Genomic DNA, 22761 nt, shown 5'->3' with positions numbered 1-22761 from the left:
GGCGTTCGCCAGCTTATTGAGCAAGGTCCGTGCCAGCTTCGCCTTCGCGCAGGTAATCGATCGACACCAGCGTCGCGTTTCGCGCTGCAGGGGCAAGGACCAACCGCGCGGTTACGCGCGCAGCGTCCGCATTGCCGAGCAACCGCGTGCCTTCGGTCAGCGCAATGTTCCTGTTGCCGGGCGCGTAGTCGATCGCGATCGTTGCGACCTGACGCTCGTCGCTGACGCTGGCGGCCAGCCACTCGCTGATGTTCTCACCCCTGGCGGGGCGGTGCATGGCCAGTGCCGCGGTGGATTCGGCAGGGGGAGTGTCGGTCGCCGGAGCCGTTTCGGGCTCATGCGGCTTCGCTACCGCCTGCGCGGTAATCAGGAACAGGATCAGCGCCAGATCGGCGGTGATCGTCTGCCAGCCCGAAGTCACGCGCGGGATCATGCCGCAGCTGGCGCCGCTTCGGCGTCGGTCTGCACCTCTTCGATAGAGGGCGTGTCGGCGGCAGGGCGCGGTCGTGCTGCATCCACGCGGCGGACGCTATCCTCCAGCCAGGTCAGCACTTCCTCGCGACCGCTCTCTTCCCGGCGCGACTTGCGGGCAATGGCGTTGCCCAGTGGTGCGAAGATGAAATTGGCTGCGATCAGGCCGTACAGCGTCGTGACCACCGCCATCGCGATCGCGCCAACCAGTCCGCCGCCCTGCGGCGCGCCTGCTGGTGCCTGCGCCAGGGCGACGAGCGTACCGGCCAGCCCGAAAACAGGCGCCAGTTCGGCGGCGCTTTCGAAGACCCGCGTGGCGGTCTGCGCATGGGCGAGGCGCGCTGTCGCGAACGTCCTGTGCGCGCCATGCAGCGACTGGATCGAGCGCTGGGTGATGATCAGGTCGGATAGGCTGTCGAATTCCGGGTCGCCGAAATGGCGGGGTTCTGCGCGCAGGAAGCCGTCGTCGGCGATCTCGCGGACCTGCAGGGCCAGCTCCGCCTTGGCCTTCGCCGGATCGAACTTCTTGCCGAACAGGCGACGCAAAGCGACCAGCGCGATGCGGCTGTCGGCAAGGCCGCAGCGCAGCATCGTGGCGGCCAGCGTGCCGCACAGCACGATGGCGATCGCTTCGGGATCGAACCAGTTTTCCAGCATCGGGTAGCTACTCCTTGTCGAGCAGAACGGCGCGGCAAGGGCGAGTTTTATACAGCGGACGAACTTTGCCGCTATCCGGCAAAAGCTTGCCACATGCTGCCGCTTTCGCCCGATTTCGGGGGTTTTGAGCCGGCAAAGGCGGTTTGGCACGCCCCTTGCTGATTGGGTTCCGTAATTTTTTGCGGAGGCTCAGATGAGCGAAGGTTTGTTCGGCATACACGGGGCGGCACTGGAGATCCGGTCGCAGCGCATGGGTGTGCTCGGTTCGAATATCGCCAATGCGGCAACCCCGGGGTACAAGGCCCGCGACGTCGATTTCGCATCCGCGCTGCAGGCCCGGTTGGGCGGCGCAGCGGCGGACCGCGCGACCGACGGGGCAATCCAGTATCGCATTCCGACGATGGCCAGCCTCGATGGCAATACGGTCGAGATGTCGACGGAGCAGGCGGCCTTTGCGGAAAACGCGGTCGCTTACACCGCGACGCTCAATTTCCTGCGCGGGCGGGTCGAAACCGTCACCCGCGCAATCCGGGGCGAATGACGATGAGCGGCCCCACCTCCTTCTTTCAGGTCGGCCATCGCGCCATGTCCGCGCAGCTCGTGCGCATGAATACGGCGGCTTCCAATCTCGCCAATGCCGGCTCGATCGCCGGCAGCGAGGAAGAGGCCTACCGGCCCATGCGCACCGTCTTCGAACAGGAACTCGACCGGGCTTCGGGCCTCTCATCGGTCCGTGTCGGCGGTGTCGTGCGCGAGGATGTCGCCGCGATACGTCGCCACGACCCCGGCCATCCCCTCGCCGACGAGAATGGCGACGTCTGGGAAGCCCCGGTCGATGAGAATGCCGAGATGGTCGAGATGCTCGAAGCCTCGCGCCAGTACCGCAACATGGTCGAAGCGATGTCGACCGCCAAGCAACTCATGCTCGAAACGATGAGGATGAAATGATCACTTCGACGACCAATCAGGTGGCCGGCGCCACCACGACGACCGCCGCGACCACCGGCCGCGGAATGGATTCGCTGGGGCAGGGCGACTTCCTGCGTCTGCTGACCGTGCAGATGCAGCAGCAGGACCCCTTCGACCCGGTCGATAACAAGGAAATGCTCGCACAGATGGCGCAGTTCTCTTCGCTCGCCGGCGTTTCCGAAACCAATGCCACGCTCGAGCAGATCGCGGAGAAGCTCGACCTGCTGATCGAAACCACCCAGTCCGCTTCCGAAATCTGATCCAGGAGACATACGATGTCCTTCTACACCTCGCTCAACGGCATGAAGAACGCGCAGACCTCGCTCGGCGTGATCTCGCATAATATCGCGAACTCCGAGACCTACGGTTTCAAGCGCAGCCGCACCGAATTTTCCGAGATCGTCGCCGGTTCGGCGTTGACCAACCCGCGCATGATCCAGGGCATCGGTGCCTCGGTGGAATCGATCACCCAGAACTTCGCGCTTGGCCCGGTCGAGCAGACTGGCTCCGCGCTCGATCTCGCGATCACGGGCGACGGCTTCTTCACCACGCGCTCGGCCAGCGACGGTTCGACGCTTTACACGCGCGCCGGATCTTTCACGATGACCGAGAGCGGCAACATCGCCGACAGCGCGGGCAACCGCCTGCAGGTTTTCGCGGTCGATGCGAACGGGCAGGTCACCGGCAATGCAGTGAGCGATGCACAGGTCCCGCCGACCAATGCCGCAGGTTCCGAATTTGCGGGTGTCACGATCACCTCCACCGGCCTCGTTCAGGCATCCTATGCCGATGGTTCGGTCGAACCGATCGGCGCCGTGGCGCTGGCCAGCTTCATCTCGCCCACCGGCCTCAAGAAGGTTGGTTCGGCAAACTGGGAAAGCACTGGCCTGTCCGGTCCCGCCAGCTACGGTTCGCCCGGCTCGGGCGCCTATGGTTCGCTGCTGTCGGGCGCGCTCGAGCGTTCGAATGTTGATATTGCCGAAGAGCTGGTCGGTCTGATTACCGCCCAGCGCAATTTCCAGGCCAACGCCAAGGCGATCGACACCGCGACCCAGATCTCGCAGACCGTCATCAACCTGCGGACCTGATCGCCATGGATCGCCTCATCCATACAGCGCTTTCGGGCATGCGCGCGTCGATGGACAGCCAGCGCGTCATCGCGAGCAATATGGCGAACGCCAACACGCTCGGCTTTCGGGCCGAGATGCTCGACCAGCGCGCCGTCACCATCGAGGGCCAGCCCAACGAGGCGCGCGCGATGCAGACCGCCAGGGTGCGCGGCGCGAATATGGTTGCGGGCGAAATCGTGGATACCGGTCGCAATCTCGATATCGCGATCGAAACCGACGCGCTGATGGCGGTGCAGGCGGTCGACGGAACCGAAGCCTATACGCGACGCGGCGACCTTTCGATCTCGGCAACGGGGCTTCTCGTCAATGGCGAGGGGCGCCCTGTGCTGGGCGAGAACGGCCCGATCACCATTCCGCCGGTCGGCATCCCCGGAATCGCGCCCGACGGCACGATCACCATCGCCGATCCCGCCGCGCCCGACCAGCCGCCCGCGGAGGTCGGCCGGATCAAGCTGGCCACGTGGGAAGGTTCTCCGGTCAGCAAGGGGCTCGACGGCCTGTTCCGTGTCGAGGGCGGGGGCATCCTGCCGGGCGACGAGGCAGCTACCGTCAAGGTCGGCGCGCTCGAACAGTCCAATGTCAAAACCACCGAAGTCCTGGTCGACATGATCGATGCGCAGCGGCTGTTCGCCATGCGCAGCAAGCTCATTTCGACCGCACGCGAAATCGACGAAAGCGGCGCGCAGCTCATGCGCCTCGGCTAATCAAGGGAAAGGATAACCCATGCCCACTTCAGCCCTTCAGGTCGCCCGCACCGGGCTCGAGGCCCAGGATGCGCGGATGCGCGTCATCGCCAACAACCTCGCCAACGTCGGGACGACCGGCTTCAAGCGCGATCGCGCCAATTTCGCCACGCTCGCCTATCAGGACGCGCGCGTCGCGGGGCAGCGTTCGTCGGGCGAAACCGCTTATGCCACCGGGCTCAATCTCGGCACCGGCGTTGCGGTCCAGTCGACCAGCCAGATCATGACGCAGGGTGCGCTCAACACCACGGGCAATGCCTTCGACCTCGCCCTGGATGGCGATGGCTATTTCGAAGTCGAGCTGCCGGGCGGCCGTGTCGGCTATACTCGTGCGGGCAATTTCACCACCTCGGCCGAGGGCCAGCTGGTCACGCAGCAGGGCTATGCCGTGCAGCCGGCTATCACCGTACCCGAAGGCGCGACCTCGATCGCGGTATCGCCCGACGGCACCGTGTCGGCAACCGTGCCGGGCGAAGCCGAACCGACCGAACTCGGCCAGATCCAGGTCGCGCGTTTCACCAATCCGGCGGGCTTGCAGGCGATCGGCGACAACTTCCTCGTTGAAACGGCCGCCAGCGGTGCCGCCGAGCTGGCGCCTGCCGGCGAGAACGGTCGCGGCAATATTCGCCAGGGCATGCTCGAGGCCTCGAACGTCAACATCGTCGAGGAACTCGTCGAGATGATCGAAGCGCAGCGCGCCTATGAAATCAGTTCGAAGATGGTTTCCGCCGTCGACGAAATGCTGCGCAACGCCAACCAGACGCTGTGAGGACGAACGCCATGAAAGCCACTTTCTGCCTCATCCCGCTGACCCTTGCGCTGGCCGCTTGCGGCGGCGGGTCCGCTCGCCCCGAAGGGTTCGCCGCGGCGCTGCCGCCGGCCCCGCAGGCTGCGCCCGCGCGGCATCAGGACGGGGCGATCTACCAGGCCAGCCATGGCTATGCGCCGCTTTATTACGGCAATCGCGCGGCCCGGGTCGGCGATATCGTCACGATCGTTCTGGTCGAACGCACGCAGACGTCGAAGTCGACCAGCGGTTCGACCAAGCGCGACGGGGACATCGGTCTTTCGCTGCCGCAATTCATCGGCATCGACGACGCCGACCTTAATGCTTCGGGCGGATCGTCGTTCAAGGGATCGGGCGATGCATCGCAGGCCAGCTCCATCCGGGCCGACCTGACCGTGACGATTGCCGAGGTTCGACCCAACGGAACGGCATTGGTACGCGGGGAAAAGGTGATGCAATTGAGTCAGGGCGAAGAATGGGTCCAGCTTTCGGGCATCATCCGCCTGTCGGATATCGACCAGGACAACCGCATCCCGTCGATCCGCGTGGCCGATGCGCGCATTTCCTATTCGGGCGCCGGCTCGGTCCAGCGCGCCAGCCGCGAAGGCTGGCTGTCGCGGTTCTTCGGCGCGATCTCGCCCTTCTGAGGATGACCATCATGATCCGTCGTCTCTCCCTGCTTCTCGTCGCCATGCTCACGCTGCTTCCGGTTCCGGCGGCTGCCGAACGCGTGCGCGATCTCGGACAATTCCAGTCGGTGCGCTCCAACCAGCTTACCGGCTATGGCGTGGTCGTCGGCCTCGACGGTTCGGGCGACGACAACTTCGCTTATGTCACGCAGGCCATGCGCGGCGTGTCGGGGCGGCTGGGCCTGCAACTGCCGCCGGGCGTCAATCCGGCGCTCAAGAATGCTGCGGCAGTGATCATCACCGCCGAACTGCCCGCTTTCGCCAAGCCCGGCCAGCGGATTGATGTGACCGTGTCGACCATGGGCAAGGCTAAGTCGCTGCGCGGCGGGGCACTGGTCATGACACCCCTCTATGGTGCCGACGGCCAGATCTACGCGATGGCACAGGGCAATCTCGCAGTCGGGGGACTGGGCGTTTCGGGCCAGGACGGCTCGAAACTGACGGTCAATGTCCCGACCGTTGGCCGCATTGCCGATGGCGCCACGGTAGAGCAGGCAGTGGCCAGCAATTTCGATTTCACCGAAGTGCTGCGCTGGAACCTCTACCAGGCCGACTTCCTCACCATCTCGCGCGTGCGCGATGCGATCAACGCCTTCTATCCGGGCATGGCGCAGGTCGAGGACGGGGTCACGCTCGCGCTCATGTTGCCGCCGGGTGCCAATACGCGCGCGGAAATCATGGCGAACATCGAAATGCTCGACGTGAGCCCCGCCGAGCGCGCGGCACGCGTGGTGATCAACAGCCGTACTGGCACGATCGTGATTTCCAGCGCGGTCAGGCTGGCTCCTGCGGCGATCAGCCATGGCAGCCTGGTGGTCCGGATCGATGAAAACCCAGCCGTGGTGCAGCCCGAACCCTTCTCGCGCGGGCAGACTGCGCTCGAACCCAACAGCACGATCACCGCGCGCCAGCAGGACAATGTGGTTTCGCGTGTCGGCCCCGGCGCTTCGCTCGCCGAAGTGGTCGACGCGCTCAATGCGCTGGGCGCCAGCCCGGCCGATCTGGTGGCAATCCTCGAAGGCCTCAAGCAGGCGGGATCGCTGACCGCGGAGCTGGTGATCATATGACGGGCTTGGCAATCAGTCCCGCCGGCACGACCGGCCTGCCCGAACGCGCGGCGAAACCGGTCGATGGCGAATTGCGCGAAGCCGCGCAGCAGTTCGAGGCAATCCTGCTGCGGCAGATGCTGGCGAGTGCGCGAAATACCGATTTCGGCGGCAACGAATTGTTCGGGGAAAGCGACGACACCTTCCGTGAGATGCGCGACGCGCGTTTCGCCGAGGTTACCGCGCAATCGGGTCAGCTCGGTTTTGCGGCCGCGATCGAACACCAACTGGCGCGGTTCCTGCCCGAGGGAGATGACTGATGGCATCCGACCTGCTCTCGATCGCCGCTAGCGGCGCACGTGCAGCGCGCAGCGCGCTCGATGTGACCGCGCAGAACATCGCCAATGCCTCGAGCGATGGCTATGTCCGGCGCAGCCTGCGGATCGAGGAAGTGTCCGCTTCGGGCGGGGCAGGTCGGATCGGCGACATTTCGCTGTCTGGTGCCCGTGTCGCGGAAATCCGCCGCAATGCCGATGCATTCCTCCAGGGTGAGGTCCGCCGTACATCGGGCGATCTGCAGCGCGCCAATGTCGAGCTGTCGGGTCTGCAGAACATGGAAAGCGCGCTCGAACAGTCGGGCGTGTTCACTGCGGTCGTCGAATTCGAGGCCGTGCTCCAGCAGCTTTCGAGCGATCCGGTCGATCCGTCGCGCCGCGCCGCGGTGATCGCCGAAGCCAGCACGCTGGCGAACAAGTTCAACATCACTGCCTCGGGCTTCGACGCGGTGGGCGACGGCCTGCGTTTCGATGCGGAGGCCGAGGTCAATGACGCCAACATCATCGGCGCCGAACTCGCGCGCGTGAACCTGCGGCTGACGCGCGCAGGCAGCGGCAGCAGCGATCGCGCTGCACTGCTCGACCAGCGCGACCAATTGCTCGAACGGCTGGGCGGGTTCAGTTCGCTCACCACCTCCTTTGCCGCCGACGGCACGGTGGCCGTGTCGCTGGGCAGCAACCCGCCGCGCAGCTTCGTGCAGGGCGGTACGGCTGGCACGCTCACCTCGGCCACTGCGGCCGATGGTACGCTTTTCTTCGCGGTCGATGGCCAGGCCATGACCCCTGGTTCGGGCAGCCTGGAAGGCGCGTCGCTTGCGCTGACCGAACTCGCCAGTTTGCGCCAGCGGCTCGATACTGTGGCCGCGGGCATTGCCGACACGGTCAACAATGCGCAGGCTGCGGGCGTCGCGCTCGACGGTACGCAGGGCCAGCCGATTTTCGCCGGTACCACGGCCGGGACGCTGCGGGTCGTGATGACCGGGGGCGCGGGGCTGGCCACCGCCCCGGCGGGTGCGGCGGCAGGCAGCCGCGACGACTCCAATCTCAACGCGTTGCGCCAGTCGCTTACCGCGCTCGATCCCGCACAGCAGCTCAACGGCGTGTTGTTCGACATCTCGAGCAAGGTCGCCGGACGCGCAGTGACGCAAAGCGCGCTCGACACGATCGCGACTTCGGCGCGTATCTCGCTCGAACAGCAGTCGGGCGTGGACCTCGATACCGAGGCCGCCAATCTCATTCGGTTCCAGCAGGCGTTCCAGGCTTCGGGCCGCGCCATGCAGGCAGCCAGCGACATATTCGACACTCTCCTGGGGATCGGGCGATGATCAATCTCAGCACCGGCGCATTCTACGAGCGCAGCACCAGCCAGATCGGCACGCTTCGCGCCAAGGCGGAATCGCTGCAACAGCAGATCGGCACCGGCGAGCGGCTCGAGCGGTCATCCGACGATCCGGTCGCGGCTGCGCGGCTGCGGATGCTTGCGCGCAACGAGCGCATCTCGACCGTCGATACGCGCAATTCCGAACTCGCGGAAGCCGATCTGACGCTTACCGACGAAACGCTCGGCTCGATTGCCGATGTCGTCGTCCGCGTGCGCGAACTGGCGGTACAGGCCGCCTCGAGCACGCTGAGCGATGCGCAGCGTTCGGTCATCGGCACCGAAGTGGCGAGCCTGCGCGACAATCTCGTGCTGCTGGCCAACAGCCGTAACATCTCGGGTCACGCCCTCCTTGGCGGACAGGCCTCGGGCGCGGCCTATGCCGACAATGGCAACGGGATCGAGTTCGTCGGCAGTGGCGCGCTCACTCCGGTGGAGATCGGCGAGGGCCAATCGGTCATGCCCGGGCTGACCGGGCCCGAAGTGTTCGAGTTCGACACCGCCAATGGGGCCACCGACCTGTTTGCGGTGCTGGGCAATTTCGCCGCCGCACTTTCGGCCGGAGGCGATGCGGCAGCGCAGGCCAGTTCGGCCGTGCTGAGCGATCTCGATGCGGGCCTCGAAAAGGTGACCACCGCGCAGACGGTGATCGGTTCGCGGCTCAACTGGGTCGACCTGATGTCGGAACGCCGCGAGATCAATTCCGAACGGGTTGCCGACGAACGGACCCAGGTCGGCGGCGCCGATATCGCCGTAGCGATGAGTCGACTGCAGGAAACGCTCACCGTGCTCGAAGCCAGCCAGGCCAGCTTCGTGCGTCTCGCCAACCTCTCGCTGTTCTCAATGTTGCGCTGATCGCGCCAACCGAAGGAAATTCGAAATGTACGCGGTTATCGGCATTATCGTCCTTCTCGTCATGGTCTTTGGCGGGTTTACGCTCAGCGGTGGTGCGCTCGGGCCCGTCATGGCGGCCATGCCCTACGAGATGCTGATCATCGGCGGCGCCGCGGTCGGCGCGATGGTGGCCGGCAATTCGCTCGACGGTCTCAAGGCCGTCGGCGCGGCATTCAAGAAGATTTTCAAGGGGCCGCGTCACACCAAGCAGGACCATATCGACGCGATCGCATTGACCACGCAGCTGATGCGCATGCTCAAGAACGATGGACCGGTCGCGCTGGAACCGCATATCGAGGATCCGGCCAGTTCCACCGTGTTCAGCGCCTATCCCAATTTGCTTGCCAACGAACCGCTCATCGCGCTGATCTGCGACACTCTGACACTGCTGGTGGTCTCTTCGGGCACGCTCGAGACGCATGCAGTAGAAGAGGTCATGGACAATGCGATGAAAACGCATTTCCACGAGATGCACGAGCCGCAGCACAATCTGACTACGCTGTCCGACGCGCTGCCCGCACTGGGAATCGTCGCCGCCGTGCTGGGCGTGGTCAAGACCATGGGATCGATCAACGAACCGCCCGAAATCCTCGGCAAGATGATCGGCGCTGCGCTGGTCGGAACCTTCCTCGGCGTTCTGCTTGCCTATGGTATCGTCGGGCCGCTGGCGGGGCGCCTGAAGCAGGTTCTCGAACAGGACGAACAGATTTTCCATGCTGTCAAGCAGGTGATCATCGCTTCGCTTTACGGCCATCCGCAGCCGCTCGTGGTAGAAAGCGCGCGTTCCGGACTCGGCCACACGGTCCGCCCCGGGCTGAACGAATTGCTCGACGCGTTGCGGGGGCGGTAAGATGGCCAGCTCCGCCGCGGGTCGCAACGACCCCGCCCCGATCATCGTCAAGAAGGTGACCGTTGTCGAGGCGGGGCATCACGGCGGCGCCTGGAAAGTGGCCTATGCGGACTTCGTCACCGCGATGATGGCCTTCTTCCTGCTGCTGTGGCTGCTCGGCGCCACGACCGAGGACCAGCGCAAGGGGCTGGCGGACTATTTCACGCCCACGCTGGTCAAGACCAAGGAACAGAGCGCGGGCGCCGACGGCGTTCTCGGCGGCTCGTCGCTGGTCGATGTCGACAATTATCCGCACGCCGCGGGTCAGACCGGCACGCAGACGCTTACCGTTCCGCGCGACGCTACCGGGGGACCGAAGGAAGGGGCGGCCAGCATCCGTCGTATCCAGCAGCGCGTCGACGATGCCATCGCCGACAAGAAGCGGCTCGAACGGCTGATGCGCCAGGTCCGGATGATCGACACCACGACGGGGATCCGTATCGACCTGGTCGATGACGCCGATTTCTCGATGTTCTCGCTCGGCACCACCGTGCTGACCACCGATGCGCGCGAACTGCTCGACCTGATCGCGCAGGCGATCGGCCCCGAAGGCGGCAAGATTACCGTGCGAGGCCACACGGACGCGCTCAAATATCGCGATCCGAGCCGGGTGAACAACTGGTCGCTATCGGCCGGGCGGGCGGAAACGACGCGCCAGAACCTGATCCGTCACGGCATCGTGCGCGAACGCTTTCGCCGGATTGAAGGGGTAGCGGATACCGAGCCGCTGATCGCCGATGATCCGAGCGATCCGCGCAACCGACGGATTTCGATCACGCTCGAACGATCTTAAAGGTCGGTGAGCGATGCGCCGGGGTTACGGCTGCTGCCAGCGCTCCATCTTGCGATAGATCGTCGAGGGGTTCACTTCCAGTTCCTTCGCGGCGCGGGTGACATTGCCCGCGTGCCGCGCAAGCGCACCTTCGATCGCGATGCGTTCGATCTGCGCCAGCGTCATTCCTGCCAACTGGGTTTCCGACAAAGGTGCGGATACGGGATCCGCGGGTACAGCCACGCCGGCAGCAGGGCGCGGCGAGGGCTCGGCATGCGCATCGGGGCGGCTTGCCAGTGGGCGGGTCGTCAGTTCATGAATTTCGAGCGTGCTGTCCAATGAGGTGATCGCTGCCCGTCGCAGCACATTCTGGAGTTCACGAACATTGCCCGGCCAGGGATGTGTGAGGATCGCTGCGCGCGTCGTGCTGTCGAGATCGAAGGGCGAACGCCGCTCTTCCTCCGCGATGCGGCGCAGGAAATGGTCGGCCAGCATGAGGATATCGTCGCCGCGTTCGCGCAGCGGCGGCAAGTGGATGGGAATGACATTGAGCCGGTAGTAGAGGTCTTCGCGGAAACGCCCCTCCGCCACTTCGCGCAGCGGATCGCGATTGGTGGCGCAGACGATCCGCACATCGACTGGCTCTGCCTTGGCCGATCCCACGCGCTGGATCATCCCGGTCTGGATAAAGCGCAACAGCTTTACCTGCAGCTTGAGCTCCATTTCGCAGATCTCGTCGAGAAACAGTGTCCCTCCGTCGGCAGCCTTGGCAGCGCCGATGCGGTTTTCGACCGCACCGGTGAAGGCGCCTTTTACATGGCCGAACAACTCGCTCTCGAGGAGGTTCTCGGGAATGGCACCGCAATTGATGGCGACGAAGGCCCGGTCGCGTCGGCGCGAGGCTGAATGGAGGGCTTCGGCGGTAACTTCCTTGCCGGTGCCGCTTTCGCCGGTGACGAACACCGCAGCACGTGAATCGGCTACCTGTTCGATCGTGCGGAAAACGCCCTGCATGCCGGGAGACTGGCCGATAAAACCGTGAAATCGCCCCGGTTCCTGCGCCGCGGGTAACTTCTTGGCTGGTGCGGCCGGCGTATCCGCCTGATCGGCGGCGCTTCTGACAGTGGCCAGCAGGCGGGTGCCCGCCACCGGCTTGACCAAAAAGTCGAAAGCGCCGAGCCGCATCGCCGCAATTGCGCGCGACAGCGACCCGTCGGCGGTGATGACGACGAAGGCAGGCGAGGTTGCATTGCGCTTCTCGAGCAATGACAGGCCGTCGCCATCGGGTAGCTGGAGATCGAGCAGGGTCGCTGCGAAGCGGTTGGTGGCCAGTGCATCTTCTGCCTCGGCCAGCGTCGCCGCGAGCGTCACCTCATAGCCTGCTTCCTCGAGCTGCGCAGCATAGCCCAAGGCGAGCGAGGCGCTGTCTTCGATAATGAGGACGGCGGGCTTGGACATCGATTACCTCGTCATGGCGAAAGCCGCGCGGGTGCCGCCCTCGCTCGAAGTCAGCCACTCGAGATCGCGCAGATCGCCGAAATGGTTCATCGCACCGGCCACCAGCCCGTGTGCGATGTGCGCGAACGGACGGTGCGACGCATATTCCACGCGCAAGCGATCGCCCTCGTTGCGTACGGTCACGGTAGGCGGCTCGGCATCGGGATAGAGGATTTTCACATCTTCGTGGATGTGGTCCTCGACATGCGACAGCAGGGCTTCGGCGTCCGAGTATCGTCCGATGATCTCGGGATAGAGTACGGTGAAGCGCTCGAACAGATAGGCGCCGAACTGCTGGCACAAGTCGCTGAACTCGGCCCCGGTTTCGCGCGAGGCCGCCTCGACTACCCGGACCGCCTCCTGCCAGGGGTAGCGGGCAACGCGCGAATAGGCGCCTCCATGAGGCAGGCCCGCATCCTCCAAGACCTTCTCGGCAAAGTCGGGGCCGCCCGCGTGATCGAGAAAGCCGACCAGCTCCGTAAAAATGATGCCTTTCACCGTAATCTCCGAATGCTCTGCTGCGTAGTCAACGCACCATTGCAAAGGCCGTGCCGGATTGAAGGCAGGCGTATCGGGTGAGTACAGGTCCGAGATTGCTGCAATATGCAGCACATTCTTGCAAAATGCAATAAAGGTCTCGCAGATTGCAAGAATCGGTTGCGAAATGCGAACCGGGAGATATCCGGAAGCGGAAGCCTATTCCGCTCCGGACACCAGCGCGTCGTAGAGGTCGTCGACTACCAGCAGGCAAGCGGCGACCGCTTCGCGGAACGGTTCGATCGACACCTCGCCAAGCGGGGCCGCCTCACGGTAGGCAGCCAGTTCCTCGACGATCCCGATAGCACCGATGTTGAGCGATACGCCGGTCAGCGAATGCGCCGCGCGCGACAGCGCTTCGTCGTCATTCGTTTCGACCGCTTCCAGCACTTCGCCGGCATAGCGTGTTATGTCCTTCTTCGCGGCATCGCGCATGCGGCTGCGATAGGCGGGGGGCAAATCGCCGAAAGTTCGCCGGAACAGCTCGTGATCGAACCGCGCCTGGTTGGTGCTCACATCTCGCCCCGATATCAGCGCGGTGCGGATTGCCGTATCCAGCGCTTCCTTGCGCACCGGTTTTGCAAGGCATGCGGTCATGCCTGCGGACAACAGCCGTTCGCGTTCGGACTGCAGGCTGTGCGCGGTCACTCCGATAATCGGCGTCCGCGCGGCGCGACCGCTGAGCCCACGGATCGTCTGGGTCGCCTGTTCGCCGTTCATGATCGGCATCATCACGTCCATCAGGACCAGATCGAAATCCTCGCGCCGGACTGCCTCGACCGCCGCTGCGCCGTTCTCGACCGAAGTGACCACGCAACCCAGTTCGGCCAGCAGCCGTTCAACGACGTAGCGATTGCTTTCCGTGTCCTCGGCGAGCAGCACCTTGGGCTGATCGGGAATGGCGGTTGCGGTGGAAGGCGTTGGCAACGCGGCCGTTCCGGGAAAGCTCGGCGAAGGGGCTTCGTCCCCGCTGTCGGCTTGCTCGATCAGACGTGAAGCGAGTTCGCCCAGCTGGTCTGAGGCGTTGCGCGCAATGGTGAGGTCCTGCAGGCCGTCATCGCGAACCTTGGCCTGCAGCAATTCCAGCCCGCCCGTCAACGCGGCGAGCGGGGTGCGGATTGCATGCGCCATTTCCGAAATGAAGCGGTTGCGCGCGCTCAGCGTGTCCTCGACCCGCTCCTTCGCCGCAGCCAGTTCGGCCTGCAGGCTGGCCAGCTCTGCGACCCGTCGTTCGGCGCGCAATTGCAGCGCCCTGACCCGACGTTTGTTCTGGCGTTCCTCGGTGATGTCGCGAACCGTTGCGAGCAAGTAGGCCGGGCGCCCTTCGCGGCTTTCTTCGCGCGTGATCGACCAGCTCAGCCAGCGCGTTTCGCCATCGCCATAGCGGATGATCCGGTGTTCATAGACATGGGGGACGCCTGCAGCCTTCTCCGAGAAGAATCGACGCCCTTCGCGCACGATGCGGTCGCGATCGAGCGGGTGCAAGGCGGCCACCAGGCGTTCCACCGTCGCTGCTTCGCCGTCGGGCAGGCCAAGGATGGCATTGGCGCCTTCGGACAGCGTGAAACCGCGCTCGCGCTCGCCATAGACGGTCGCCATGCCGATGGTCGAGAGCGCACCGAGCAGCAGCGTGCTCTCGATCTCGAGCTTGCGGGCCAGCTCGCTTTCGCGAAGGCTCAGATCCTGATTGGCGCGAAACAGCTGCTTCATGCGCGATTCCAGCGCATCTTCGGCATCGCTGAGGGCCCGCTGGCTCCGCTCCAGTCGCGCGGCCAGTATCTCGGCGCGACGCTGAGGTGGAAGGTCTTCCATTTTATCCATCGGCGAGCTCGTCGAGCAGGCCAGGCAGCAGTTCAAGCAGGTCGGGTTCGGTAGCCTGCAGATGATCCGCACCGCGTTCCACCGGTCCGCTACCGATCAGACGTACGGTAAATCCGCCACCGCTATCCGAGCGCCCCGTTGCAGAAGTGTCGGCGTCGGTCACGAACAGATCGGGTGAAGGCTGCTGGCCGGGCTCGACGCAAGTGAAACCCTTCTCATGCGCTATCACCTCGATGCGAATCGCGAGCGAGGCCTGCGCCAAGTCGATGGCGATAGTGCCACGTTCGGCGAACTCGTCGGACCTCTTTTCGGCCGCGGCGAGCGGCAAGACGAGGCGCATGCGCGTGCCACCGCCGGGCGCACTGCCGGCATTGACGCTGCCGCCCAGTTGCCGGGCGATGTCATGCGTGATCGAGAGACCCAATCCGCTGCCCGAGGCGCGCCCGAGCGTATCGGGGGCGCTCCCGCCGAAAGGCTGGAAAATCGTCTTCATGCGCTCCGGATCGATCCCACCGCCGGTGTCCTCTACCGTGAATGTCCAGTCGGTCGAACCGGGCTCGGGGGCCATTACCGACAGGCTCACCCGACCGGTCGGGGTGAACTTGATCGCATTGGAGACGAAATTGGCCAGGACCTGCTGAATCCGGGCCGGTTGGCCCATCACGCAATTGCGCGCCGGGGCATCCACGTCGATCGCCAGACCCTTGCGTCGGGCAAGGGGACGGAACAGCTCGGCCACTCGCTCGATCAGATCGGCCGGGCGGAACTCCTCCTCCTTCTCGACCGTACGCTCCTGTTCGGATCGCGTACGCTGCAGCGTCGCATCGAGTGTCTTGAGCAACGCTTCGGATGAATCCTCGACCAGCGTGAGCGCGCGGCTGCGTTCGCTTTCCGACCGCTCGCGACGAATCTGGTCGATCAGGCCGAGAATGCCCGAAATGGGCGTGCGGATTTCGTGCGAGATGACTGCGAGAATATCGGATTTGGCCCGGGCTTCGGCGCGCGCCTCGTCGCGCGCACGAAGCAGCGCTTCGGCAGCTTCCTTCTGTTCGGTAATGTCCTGAATGATCCCGTAGAACCCGGCCAGCTGCCCATTTTCGTTGCCTTCCCGAAACACCGCCGTGCCGCGCACGACCACGGCAACAGGCTTGCCATCGGCATCGATTGCGAGCGTCTCGAAGGAGAATTCGGATTTCGCCGCAATCGCATGTGCGATGGCCGCCATGGTTTCTTCGCGCCGGCTTTCGTGCACGAGCTCGGCTACTTGGGCGAGCGGCAAAGTGTCCGTTGGAACGCCGAAACGTTCGCGCAGCCAGGTAGAGATAGACAGGTCCATCGTCTCCGGATCGAGAGCGAAATGCCCGGCGTGGGCGCTCGATTGCGCGAGTTCGAGGAAGAGCAGGCTCTCCTTGATCGCACGCTGCGCTTCGTGCGCTTCGGTGATGTCGTGTCCGATATAGGCAGTGCCGAACGGCGCACCGCTCTCGTCGACCAGCGGAATGAGGAATTCCTCGAGCCAGACTTCGCCGCCATTGGACAACTGGCGTTTGATAATGCGTGGCTGCGGACGAGAGCCGGTCGCCGCAGGCAGTTCGGGCGCGGCCTCTGCGGTCAGCCCCCATTCGCTGCCGAGATGGATCAACTGGCGTTCACCGAAGAGATCGAGTGCCCCCTTGCTTGCGCGCACCAATTGCCCGTGATCGTCATACAGCACCATGGCGTAGCGTTCGGCAGCATTCACCAGCACGTCGAACGAGCGCTGTTCGCGCGATCGTGCCATTGCCAGACGGTCTTCCATCTTGTCGAAAGCATGCTCGAGCTGTTCGAGCTCGTCGTTCGAATCCGGCTCCAGCGTGACCCCTTCGACGGCGGATACGCGGTCGATCCGCGCCACCAGTCGCGACACGCGCGAGGCGACGGTACGGTGGAAGATTGCAGAGAGTATCAGACCCAGCGCCAACGCTCCGGTGAGCGCGACAAGGATCATTCGCTGGGCGAGCGACCAGGCCCGCGCGCTCAGCGCTTCTTCGGGCAGAACGGTCAGCACCACCCATTCGGGTGCACTCAGTGCCCTGGCCGAAACATAGGCATTGAGATCGTCGGAAAAGAGCGTGCGTTCGTCGATGCCGCCCTGCACATAGGCCCAGACTTCGCGGAGCAGCGGTTCTCCGGATGTCGCCAGATCGACATTGGCCTGGAGTTCGGCGCTGTCCATCTGGGACGCGCCCGAATGATGGATCAGCTTGCCATCGGCGCTGACGATGATGGTGAAGGCGTCTTCGGGCGGCGGCGTCAGGCGGTCGGTCAGCAGGTCGAGCGGGATGCTGATGCCCCAGGCGCCAAGATGCCTCCCTCCTATGCGGATGGGCAGCATGCAGCCGGTGGTCCAGCTGTCGCCGCTGTCATCATAGAGCGGAGTCTGCAGGCTCGTGCAGCTGAGTTCGCCCTCGGGATTCTCTTCGGGCGAGGTGATGCGGCTGAACTCGGCGTTCTGGAAATCGAAATCCGCCGCCGCGGTGCGGTAGAACATCAGTTCGTCGGGGCGGCGCGGCGCGTAGATCAGCAGATCGTTCGCAGGGGAAAAGAAATACAGGCTCTCGATCTCGCTGGGCAGGCCGTTGGTCATCTGCCTAAGCGTCTCGAAGGCGGCGAGGATTGCCGCACGCCGTTCGCCGATGGGCTGCGGCGGCGCCAGATATCCGCCGACCCCGGAGAGGCGGATGGCACCCGCGGTCCGTTCCCCGCTCCACAATTCGTCGCGCGTATGGGCGGCACCGTCTGCTGCAGGAACGAAGATCTCGTCGAGCGATGTCGGCCCCGGGCGATCGAGCTTGGCGGTCATCGTGGCCACCGCTTTCTGCTCGGTTTCGGTGATAAGCGAAATGCCGCGTTCGAGGGCCCCGGTGGCCGCGTCATTGGCGATACCGACTTCGCGCATCGCCTCGGCGCGATCTTCGTCGATGCTCCCGCTGTAAATGCCCCACGCCATCGCACCAATGATCAGTGCGACGATAGGCAGCGCAATGAACAGGCCTCTGAGCGACAATGACATCGGTAGCGTTCTTGCCCATTCTCGCGCGGGGCACAACGCGTTATCCCCCTCGGTGCGTGTTAGAAGATTGTTAGTCGCGCGCGTAGGCCCGGCAGAACACCTCCACTGCGCCAGCGATGCGCTCGCGGTTGCGCTGGGGATCGGGCGCTGCGCCGAACCGCCGTTCGAGATCGCCCATACCCTTGCACATGCTGGCGAACTGCTCGGCCGCGAGTTCCGGATCGTCGACCTCTATGTCGCCGGCCTCATGCATCGCATCGATCAGTGCTGCGAATGCGCGCTTCATCCGCCATGGCCCGGCCACTAGAAATGCTTCGCCTACGGACGACTCATGCTCTGTTTCCGCGGCGATGCGGCGCTCGAACTGGACCATTTTGGGACGCGAGAGAAACGCGGTCATAGCCTCTCCGATCGCAGTCAGCCGATCGCGCAGATTGCCGCTCGCGACCTGAGGCATTTCCAGATTGCCACGCAATTGTTCGCATTCGCGCTCCACCGCCGCGATGAACAACGCCCGCTTGTCGCCGAAGCGGTTGTAGATCGTAACTTTCGACACGCCAGCGTCGGCGGCGATCTGCTCGATCGAACTGGCCGCAAAGCCATGCGCAAAGAAGCTGTCCGCCGCGGCTGTAAGAATGGCCTCGCGCTTGGCCTCATCGGTCGGTCGACCGGTCCGCTTCACTTCACCACTTGACAATCTGAACGCCTCCGTTCACTTGAACGCTGTCGTTCAGTAATGGACGGTTCGGTGAGGGAAGGCAAGCTAGCGTGCTCTGGATTGCGATCAGAATGCTGACCGGCGACGCCCAGAAATTCTACGGGTTGGTCTTCGGCATTGCATTTTCCACGCTGTTGATCACGCAGCAGCTGACCATTTTCGTCAATCTGATCGAGCGCGGCGCGAGCGGCGTGTACAATGTCTCGAGCGCCGACGTCTGGGTCATGGACCCGGTCAGCCGCACGACCGACGTCGCCTATGCCATGCCGTCTACCGCGCTGGACAAGGTGCGCAGCGTCCCCGGCGTCGAATGGGCCGTGCCGCATCTGCGGGCGCAGGCCAGCGTACGCACCAAGGATGGCGATCTCGAAGGGGTTGCGGTCATTGGGGTTGACGATGCTACGCTGATCGGACTGCCCAAGAGCATGGTCGAGGGATCGATCGAGGTGTTGTCGCAGCCCGACAGCGTGATTATCGACGATGTTGGCACCACGCGCATGTTCCCGGGGCAATCGCCGATTGGGGAGCGGCTCGAACTCAACGACCAGCGCGCGGTGATCCGCGGGATCGCGGATGCCATTCCCAGCTTTACCAGCACTGTGGTGCTCTACACCAAATACAGCCAGGCCCTGAATTTCGTGCCGGGTACGCGCAACCGGTTGTCCTTCGTACTGGTCGGGGCCGAGGATCCGCTTCAGGCGAAGGCGTTGTCCGAACGGATCGAGGACGAAACCGGCCTGAAGGCGCAGACGCGCGACGAGTTCGCGCAGGACGGGATCGACTTCATCATCGAGAACACCGGCATTCCGCTCAATTTCGGGATTACCGTCGCGCTCGGCTTCATCGTCGGGGTCGCGATCGTCGGGCTCACCTTCAGCCTGTTCATCCGCGACAACATCAAGCAGTTCGGCGCACTCAAGGCGATCGGCGTGACCAATGCCAAGATCCGCCGCATGGTCGCGGTTCAGGCGGGGCTGGTGGGCCTCGTGGGCTACGGCCTCGGCGTCGTCGGCACGGTGTTCTTCATCTGGGGTTTCTCGAGCAATCCGACCTTCAAGGGGTTCTACATTCCCTGGCAGATCCCGCTGATCAGCCTTGTCGCGGTGTTCCTCATTCTCGCGCTGACCGGCTGGCTGGCGCTGCGCAACGTGCTCAAGACCGAGCCCGCATCGGTGTTCCGCTGATGGGGACTCCGATCGACACGACCGCCATCGGTGGCTGCAGGCCCGAAGCGGCGATCTGTACACGCGCCGTGACCCGTGATTTCCAGGCGGGCCAGCAGACGATTACCGTACTGCACGGTATCGATCTCGACATCCGCGCCGGGGAGCTCACCTTTCTCGTCGGCGAAAGCGGGTCGGGCAAGACCACGCTGATCTCGATCATGTGCGGGATACTGTGGCCGACCCAGGGTGAGGTAAAGGTCTTCGGCACCGACATCTACGAACTGTCCGATAGCGATCTGGTCGAATTCCGGCTGCAGAACATTGGTTTCATCTTCCAGCAGTATAATCTGATCCCCTCGATCGATGCGGCGAACAATGCCGCGGTCCCGCTGATCGCGCAGGGGATGGATCGGCTCGAGGCCCGCGAGCGCGCGGTGGCGATGCTGGAAAAGCTCAATATCGGTGATCAGGCGGACAAGCTGCCGCGCCAGCTTTCGGGCGGACAACAGCAGCGTGTCGCCATTGCCCGCGCGCTGGTTCACGAACCGCGGCTGGTGGTGTGCGACGAGCCGACCGCGGCCCTCGATGCGTCGTCGGGGCGACGCGTGATGGACCTGCTGCGCGACGTTGCAGTGGCCGAGGATCGCGCCTGCATCATCGTGACGCACGACAACCGCATTTTCGATCTCGCGGACCGCATTCTCGTGCTCGAGGACGGGCGGATTACGCATGACGGCAAGGACATGCCCGAAGGACACTGACATGGCACTCGACTTGAAGAATCTCAGTTTCTCGCGCCAGATCCTGCCGCTGATCGCGATCGTCGGTCTTCTTGCCGCCGTCGCTTTCATTCTTGCGGGCCTGCCCGATCGCGAATTGTCGGAGCCCGGCCGCGAACCGCCGCGCGCGCCCGAACAGCTTGCTGCCGAGGCGCGCGTGGCCGGATCGGGCGTGGTCGAACCGTCGAGCGAGACGATCCAGATCGGCTCAGCACTCTCGGGTCTGATCACCGGTCTCTATGTCCAGCCCGGCGACCGCGTGGGCGAGGGTGACTTGCTGTTCACCGTCGACGACCGTGCGGTGCGGGCGCAATTGCGCGAGGCGGACGCCGCGATTGCCGAAGCACGCGCAGCGATTGTGGAGGCCGAAAGCTCTCGGAACACCGCGGCGAGCCAGCTGGCGCTGTATCGCAATGTCGAAGATCCCGCCGCGGTCAGCCGTGCCGAGGTTATTCGCGCCGAAGGCGAAGCCACCGCTGCCGGTGAACGGCTTCGGCTGGCACGGGCCCGGCTGGACGCGGCGCAGGCACGCGCCGGTTCGGCGCGGACCGAAATTGCGCGGCTGAAGGTGCGCGCGCCGATCGCGGGCGAAATTCTCGCGGTCAATATCCGCAAAGGCGAATATGTCAGCACGATGGGCGGGGGTGGTGCACAGCCCTTCATCGAGATGGGGCAGACCAGCCCCCTGCACGTACGGATCGACATCGACGAGGAGCAGGCGCCGCGGCTGGCGCTGGGCGCACCGGCTACGGTCAGCCCGCGCGGGGCATCGGACAAGCAGGTCGAGGCACTTTTCGTCCGCGCCGAGCCTTTGGTCGTCCCCAAGCGTTCGCTGACCAACAGTGCCGCCGAGCGGGTCGACGTGCGCGTGCTGCAGGTCATCTACCAGCTGCCCGAAACAAACGGCCTGTTCCGCGTTGGACAGCAGGTCGACGCCTATATCGCGGCCGAGGGAGCCGATCAGTGATCCGCGGCGCGATCCTCGCGACGGCGAGCGCGCTCTCGCTGGCAGCCTGTGCTGCGGGGCCGCCGCCCGAAGTGGTCACGCCGGTACCAGTGCTGCCCGAAAGCTATCTCTTCGCAGCGGATGGCACGACCGAGGTCGCGCTCGAACGCTTGTTGCCGATTGGTGACCCTGCGTTCGACACCCTGGCGGCGCAAGCGCTCGCCTCCTCGCCAAGCTTGGCGGAAGCGGTCGCCAGGGTCGAACAGGCGCGCGCCGGTGCGGATCGGGCTGGGGCCAGTCGCTTGCCTGAAATCGGGGCCAATGCCTCGGTCACACGCCAGCGTACCAATCCCGAATCGTTCGGGGGAGCGCTGCCACCCGGTATCGCCATAGACACCGAGCGGACGTCCTATGCCGCCAATCTTACCGCGCGTTGGGACCTCGACCTGTTCGGGCGGCTGCGAGCACAGGAACGCGCCGCGCTCGCGCGCGCCGATGCCGCGGACGCCAGCGCGCGTGCCGTACGCCTTGCGCTGCTGTCCGAAATCGCGGCCACCGTGATCGACTGGCGGACGCTCGAAGCGCGCGAGCGTGAGATCCGCAGCGACCTGGCCTCCGCCGACGAACTCGCGCGGCTCGCCGGGGTGCGCGAACGCGCAGGGATCGCGCCGGGCTTTGATCGTGTACGCGCCGAAAGCGCCGCGGCGGGATCGCGCAGCAGGTTGTCCGCGCTCGAGAGCGAACGCGCCCGGCTGTTGGGACGGCTCGTTACGCTGACCGCGCAGGGCGGTGCGCAGGTGCGTGCGGCGCTGGCGCAGGATGGGGAGGCGCAGTCGCGCCCATTGCCCCCGGCGACGCTTCCCTCCGCATTGCTGGTCAATCGACCCGATGTGCTTGCCGCGGCTGCGGAGCTGGCTGCCGCCGACGCCGACCTGGCGGCGGCCGCGCGCCGGCGCTTTCCGGTGTTCGATCTGTCGGGTGCGATCGGTCTGCTTGCCTTCGGCATCGGCGACCTGTTCGACAACGACTCCCTCGTCGGCTCGGTGGGCGCGGCTATCGCTGGTCCGCTGATCGATTTCGGCCGGATCGAGGCCGAAATCGATGGCGCTGCTGCGGGCAAGCGCGCCGCTTTCGAGGCCTATCGTGGCGTCGTCTACACGGCGCTGGGCGATGCCGAGGCGGGCTACGGCCTCGTCGCCTCGGCGGATGAAGAAGCCGCTGCTGCCGTGCGGGAAGCTGCCGCCCTGCAGCGCGCGGCCCGGCTGGCGAACACCCGGTACGAAGCGGGGCTGGCCGATTTCCTGACTGTGCTGGAGGCACGCCGCGCGGCCGATGCGAGCGGGGAACGCGCCGCTGCGGCTATGGGCCGCGCGCAGCGGGCGAGGGTTCTCTTGTGGCAGGCGCTTGGCGGGAGCCCGCTGCGCTGATCCGATAGGCCGAAAAAAAGGGTCCGAAGCCAGCGCTCCGGACCCTTTGTGTCAGGCG

The 22761-nt window shown here is 64.9% G+C and carries 24 protein-coding genes; 17 read left to right on the top strand and 7 right to left on the bottom strand.

Going from position 1 to position 22761, the window contains the following annotated elements; translation table 11 throughout:
- Positions 1-13: 13 nt before the first annotated feature.
- Together FHS69_RS13585 and FHS69_RS13580 are read right to left on the bottom strand one after the other, a co-directional pair.
- Positions 14-433: a hypothetical protein gene (locus tag FHS69_RS13585; RefSeq protein WP_166778118.1), complete on the bottom strand. Its 420-nt coding sequence runs from the start codon at positions 431-433 to the stop codon at positions 14-16.
- Positions 430-1128 carry a MotA/TolQ/ExbB proton channel family protein gene (locus tag FHS69_RS13580; RefSeq protein WP_166778117.1) on the bottom strand — a complete coding sequence of 233 codons (699 nt, stop codon included), beginning with the start codon at positions 1126-1128 and terminating at the stop codon, positions 430-432. The genes FHS69_RS13585 and FHS69_RS13580 overlap by 4 nt, the downstream gene beginning before the upstream one ends.
- A gap of 193 nt (positions 1129-1321) precedes the next feature.
- On the opposite strand from FHS69_RS13580, the gene FHS69_RS13575 reads away from it, so the two are divergent.
- The 13 genes from FHS69_RS13575 to FHS69_RS13515 are packed head-to-tail and all read left to right on the top strand — an operon-like array spanning position 1322 to position 10781.
- A complete protein-coding gene (locus FHS69_RS13575; RefSeq protein ID WP_067502321.1) occupies positions 1322-1669 on the top strand; it encodes a flagellar basal body rod protein FlgB in 348 nt (115 codons plus the stop codon).
- Positions 1666-2076: a flagellar basal body rod protein FlgC gene (gene flgC / locus FHS69_RS13570; protein WP_067468361.1), complete on the top strand. Its 411-nt coding sequence runs from the start codon at positions 1666-1668 to the stop codon at positions 2074-2076. Before FHS69_RS13575 ends, flgC begins: the two co-directional genes overlap by 4 nt.
- Positions 2073-2357, top strand: coding sequence for a flagellar hook assembly protein FlgD (locus tag FHS69_RS13565; RefSeq protein ID WP_067468357.1), 285 nt, complete (start codon positions 2073-2075; stop codon positions 2355-2357). The genes flgC and FHS69_RS13565 overlap by 4 nt, the downstream gene beginning before the upstream one ends.
- Before the next feature lie 15 nt (positions 2358-2372).
- Positions 2373-3185 (top strand): flagellar hook-basal body complex protein, encoded by an 813-nt coding sequence (locus FHS69_RS13560; RefSeq protein WP_067468354.1) that lies wholly within the window; start codon positions 2373-2375, stop codon positions 3183-3185.
- 5 nt (positions 3186-3190) lie between these two features.
- Positions 3191-3931, top strand: coding sequence for a flagellar basal body rod protein FlgF (locus FHS69_RS13555; protein WP_166778116.1), 741 nt, complete (start codon positions 3191-3193; stop codon positions 3929-3931).
- Between the two features lie 19 nt (positions 3932-3950).
- Positions 3951-4739 (top strand): flagellar basal-body rod protein FlgG, encoded by a 789-nt coding sequence (gene flgG, locus FHS69_RS13550; RefSeq protein WP_151886301.1) that lies wholly within the window; start codon positions 3951-3953, stop codon positions 4737-4739.
- Between the two features lie 11 nt (positions 4740-4750).
- Positions 4751-5404: a flagellar basal body L-ring protein FlgH gene (locus FHS69_RS13545; RefSeq protein WP_067468518.1), complete on the top strand. Its 654-nt coding sequence runs from the start codon at positions 4751-4753 to the stop codon at positions 5402-5404.
- A gap of 11 nt (positions 5405-5415) precedes the next feature.
- Positions 5416-6513, top strand: coding sequence for a flagellar basal body P-ring protein FlgI (locus tag FHS69_RS13540; RefSeq protein ID WP_130587082.1), 1098 nt, complete (start codon positions 5416-5418; stop codon positions 6511-6513).
- 5 nt (positions 6514-6518) lie between these two features.
- Positions 6519-6812: a rod-binding protein gene (locus FHS69_RS13535; RefSeq protein ID WP_243844665.1), complete on the top strand. Its 294-nt coding sequence runs from the start codon at positions 6519-6521 to the stop codon at positions 6810-6812.
- Positions 6812-8152: a flagellar hook-associated protein FlgK gene (flgK, locus tag FHS69_RS13530; protein ID WP_166778114.1), complete on the top strand. Its 1341-nt coding sequence runs from the start codon at positions 6812-6814 to the stop codon at positions 8150-8152. The genes FHS69_RS13535 and flgK overlap by 1 nt, the downstream gene beginning before the upstream one ends.
- Positions 8149-9060: a flagellin N-terminal helical domain-containing protein gene (locus tag FHS69_RS13525; RefSeq protein ID WP_130587080.1), complete on the top strand. Its 912-nt coding sequence runs from the start codon at positions 8149-8151 to the stop codon at positions 9058-9060. Before flgK ends, FHS69_RS13525 begins: the two co-directional genes overlap by 4 nt.
- Positions 9061-9085: 25 nt before the next feature.
- Entirely contained in the window at positions 9086-9949 is an 864-nt protein-coding gene (motA, locus tag FHS69_RS13520; protein ID WP_166778113.1) for a flagellar motor stator protein MotA, read from the top strand.
- Position 9950: 1 nt separating this feature from the next.
- Positions 9951-10781: a flagellar motor protein MotB gene (locus tag FHS69_RS13515; RefSeq protein WP_067468333.1), complete on the top strand. Its 831-nt coding sequence runs from the start codon at positions 9951-9953 to the stop codon at positions 10779-10781.
- Between the two features lie 24 nt (positions 10782-10805).
- Here FHS69_RS13515 and FHS69_RS13510 read toward each other — a convergent pair whose 3' ends face one another.
- The 5 genes from FHS69_RS13510 to FHS69_RS13490 form a co-directional block, all read right to left on the bottom strand.
- Positions 10806-12218: a sigma-54-dependent transcriptional regulator gene (locus tag FHS69_RS13510; RefSeq protein WP_166778112.1), complete on the bottom strand. Its 1413-nt coding sequence runs from the start codon at positions 12216-12218 to the stop codon at positions 10806-10808.
- Between the two features lie 3 nt (positions 12219-12221).
- The gene (locus tag FHS69_RS13505) at positions 12222-12869 is read right to left on the bottom strand and encodes a heme NO-binding domain-containing protein (protein ID WP_341801797.1); all 648 of its coding nucleotides are present in this window, start codon (positions 12867-12869) and stop codon (positions 12222-12224) included.
- 84 nt (positions 12870-12953) lie between these two features.
- On the bottom strand, positions 12954-14615 hold the full coding sequence (locus tag FHS69_RS13500; RefSeq protein ID WP_166778111.1) for a response regulator: 1662 nt from the start codon (positions 14613-14615) through the stop codon (positions 12954-12956).
- Complete coding sequence (locus tag FHS69_RS13495) at positions 14608-17667, bottom strand: PAS domain-containing sensor histidine kinase (protein WP_166778110.1); 3060 nt, start codon at positions 17665-17667, stop codon at positions 14608-14610. Before FHS69_RS13495 ends, FHS69_RS13500 begins: the two co-directional genes overlap by 8 nt.
- Before the next feature lie 70 nt (positions 17668-17737).
- The gene (locus tag FHS69_RS13490) at positions 17738-18349 is read right to left on the bottom strand and encodes a TetR/AcrR family transcriptional regulator (protein WP_341801796.1); all 612 of its coding nucleotides are present in this window, start codon (positions 18347-18349) and stop codon (positions 17738-17740) included.
- Positions 18350-18456: 107 nt separating this feature from the next.
- Here FHS69_RS13490 and FHS69_RS13485 point away from each other — a divergent pair, with 107 nt between their 5' ends.
- From FHS69_RS13485 to FHS69_RS13470, 4 genes are read left to right on the top strand one after another with little or no spacing between them, the layout of a single operon-like run.
- Positions 18457-19569 (top strand): ABC transporter permease, encoded by a 1113-nt coding sequence (locus FHS69_RS13485; RefSeq protein ID WP_208380358.1) that lies wholly within the window; start codon positions 18457-18459, stop codon positions 19567-19569.
- A complete protein-coding gene (locus tag FHS69_RS13480) occupies positions 19569-20312 on the top strand; it encodes an ABC transporter ATP-binding protein (protein ID WP_208380357.1) in 744 nt (247 codons plus the stop codon). Before FHS69_RS13485 ends, FHS69_RS13480 begins: the two co-directional genes overlap by 1 nt.
- Before the next feature lies 1 nt (position 20313).
- A complete protein-coding gene (locus tag FHS69_RS13475; RefSeq protein ID WP_166778107.1) occupies positions 20314-21297 on the top strand; it encodes an efflux RND transporter periplasmic adaptor subunit in 984 nt (327 codons plus the stop codon).
- Positions 21294-22703 (top strand): efflux transporter outer membrane subunit, encoded by a 1410-nt coding sequence (locus FHS69_RS13470; RefSeq protein WP_166778106.1) that lies wholly within the window; start codon positions 21294-21296, stop codon positions 22701-22703. The genes FHS69_RS13475 and FHS69_RS13470 overlap by 4 nt, the downstream gene beginning before the upstream one ends.
- Positions 22704-22761: the final 58 nt, after the last annotated feature.

It is taken from the genome of Qipengyuania flava, from assembly GCF_011762005.1.
GTDB classification, from domain to species: domain Bacteria; phylum Pseudomonadota; class Alphaproteobacteria; order Sphingomonadales; family Sphingomonadaceae; genus Qipengyuania; species Qipengyuania flava.
The sequence above is the reverse complement of the archived record's forward strand: the minus strand, read 5'-3'. Positions and strand labels throughout refer to the sequence as shown.

Bases quoted from the DNA above. Each gene is read 5' to 3' on its own strand.
- FHS69_RS13585 (WP_166778118.1), bottom strand. From the start codon at position 433: ATGATCCCGCGCGTGACTTCGGGCTGGCAGACGATCACCGCCGATCTG.
- FHS69_RS13580 (WP_166778117.1), bottom strand. From the start codon at position 1,128: ATGCTGGAAAACTGGTTCGATCCCGAAGCGATCGCCATCGTGCTGTGC.
- FHS69_RS13575 (WP_067502321.1), top strand. From the start codon at position 1,322: ATGAGCGAAGGTTTGTTCGGCATACACGGGGCGGCACTGGAGATCCGG.
- flgC (WP_067468361.1), top strand. From the start codon at position 1,666: ATGACGATGAGCGGCCCCACCTCCTTCTTTCAGGTCGGCCATCGCGCC.
- FHS69_RS13565 (WP_067468357.1), top strand. From the start codon at position 2,073: ATGATCACTTCGACGACCAATCAGGTGGCCGGCGCCACCACGACGACC.
- FHS69_RS13560 (WP_067468354.1), top strand. From the start codon at position 2,373: ATGTCCTTCTACACCTCGCTCAACGGCATGAAGAACGCGCAGACCTCG.
- FHS69_RS13555 (WP_166778116.1), top strand. From the start codon at position 3,191: ATGGATCGCCTCATCCATACAGCGCTTTCGGGCATGCGCGCGTCGATG.
- flgG (WP_151886301.1), top strand. From the start codon at position 3,951: ATGCCCACTTCAGCCCTTCAGGTCGCCCGCACCGGGCTCGAGGCCCAG.
- FHS69_RS13545 (WP_067468518.1), top strand. From the start codon at position 4,751: ATGAAAGCCACTTTCTGCCTCATCCCGCTGACCCTTGCGCTGGCCGCT.
- FHS69_RS13540 (WP_130587082.1), top strand. From the start codon at position 5,416: ATGATCCGTCGTCTCTCCCTGCTTCTCGTCGCCATGCTCACGCTGCTT.
- flgK (WP_166778114.1), top strand. From the start codon at position 6,812: ATGGCATCCGACCTGCTCTCGATCGCCGCTAGCGGCGCACGTGCAGCG.
- FHS69_RS13525 (WP_130587080.1), top strand. From the start codon at position 8,149: ATGATCAATCTCAGCACCGGCGCATTCTACGAGCGCAGCACCAGCCAG.
- motA (WP_166778113.1), top strand. From the start codon at position 9,086: ATGTACGCGGTTATCGGCATTATCGTCCTTCTCGTCATGGTCTTTGGC.
- FHS69_RS13515 (WP_067468333.1), top strand. From the start codon at position 9,951: ATGGCCAGCTCCGCCGCGGGTCGCAACGACCCCGCCCCGATCATCGTC.
- FHS69_RS13510 (WP_166778112.1), bottom strand. From the start codon at position 12,218: ATGTCCAAGCCCGCCGTCCTCATTATCGAAGACAGCGCCTCGCTCGCC.
- FHS69_RS13500 (WP_166778111.1), bottom strand. From the start codon at position 14,615: ATGGATAAAATGGAAGACCTTCCACCTCAGCGTCGCGCCGAGATACTG.
- FHS69_RS13495 (WP_166778110.1), bottom strand. From the start codon at position 17,667: ATGTCATTGTCGCTCAGAGGCCTGTTCATTGCGCTGCCTATCGTCGCA.
- FHS69_RS13485 (WP_208380358.1), top strand. From the start codon at position 18,457: ATGCTGACCGGCGACGCCCAGAAATTCTACGGGTTGGTCTTCGGCATT.
- FHS69_RS13480 (WP_208380357.1), top strand. From the start codon at position 19,569: ATGGGGACTCCGATCGACACGACCGCCATCGGTGGCTGCAGGCCCGAA.
- FHS69_RS13475 (WP_166778107.1), top strand. From the start codon at position 20,314: ATGGCACTCGACTTGAAGAATCTCAGTTTCTCGCGCCAGATCCTGCCG.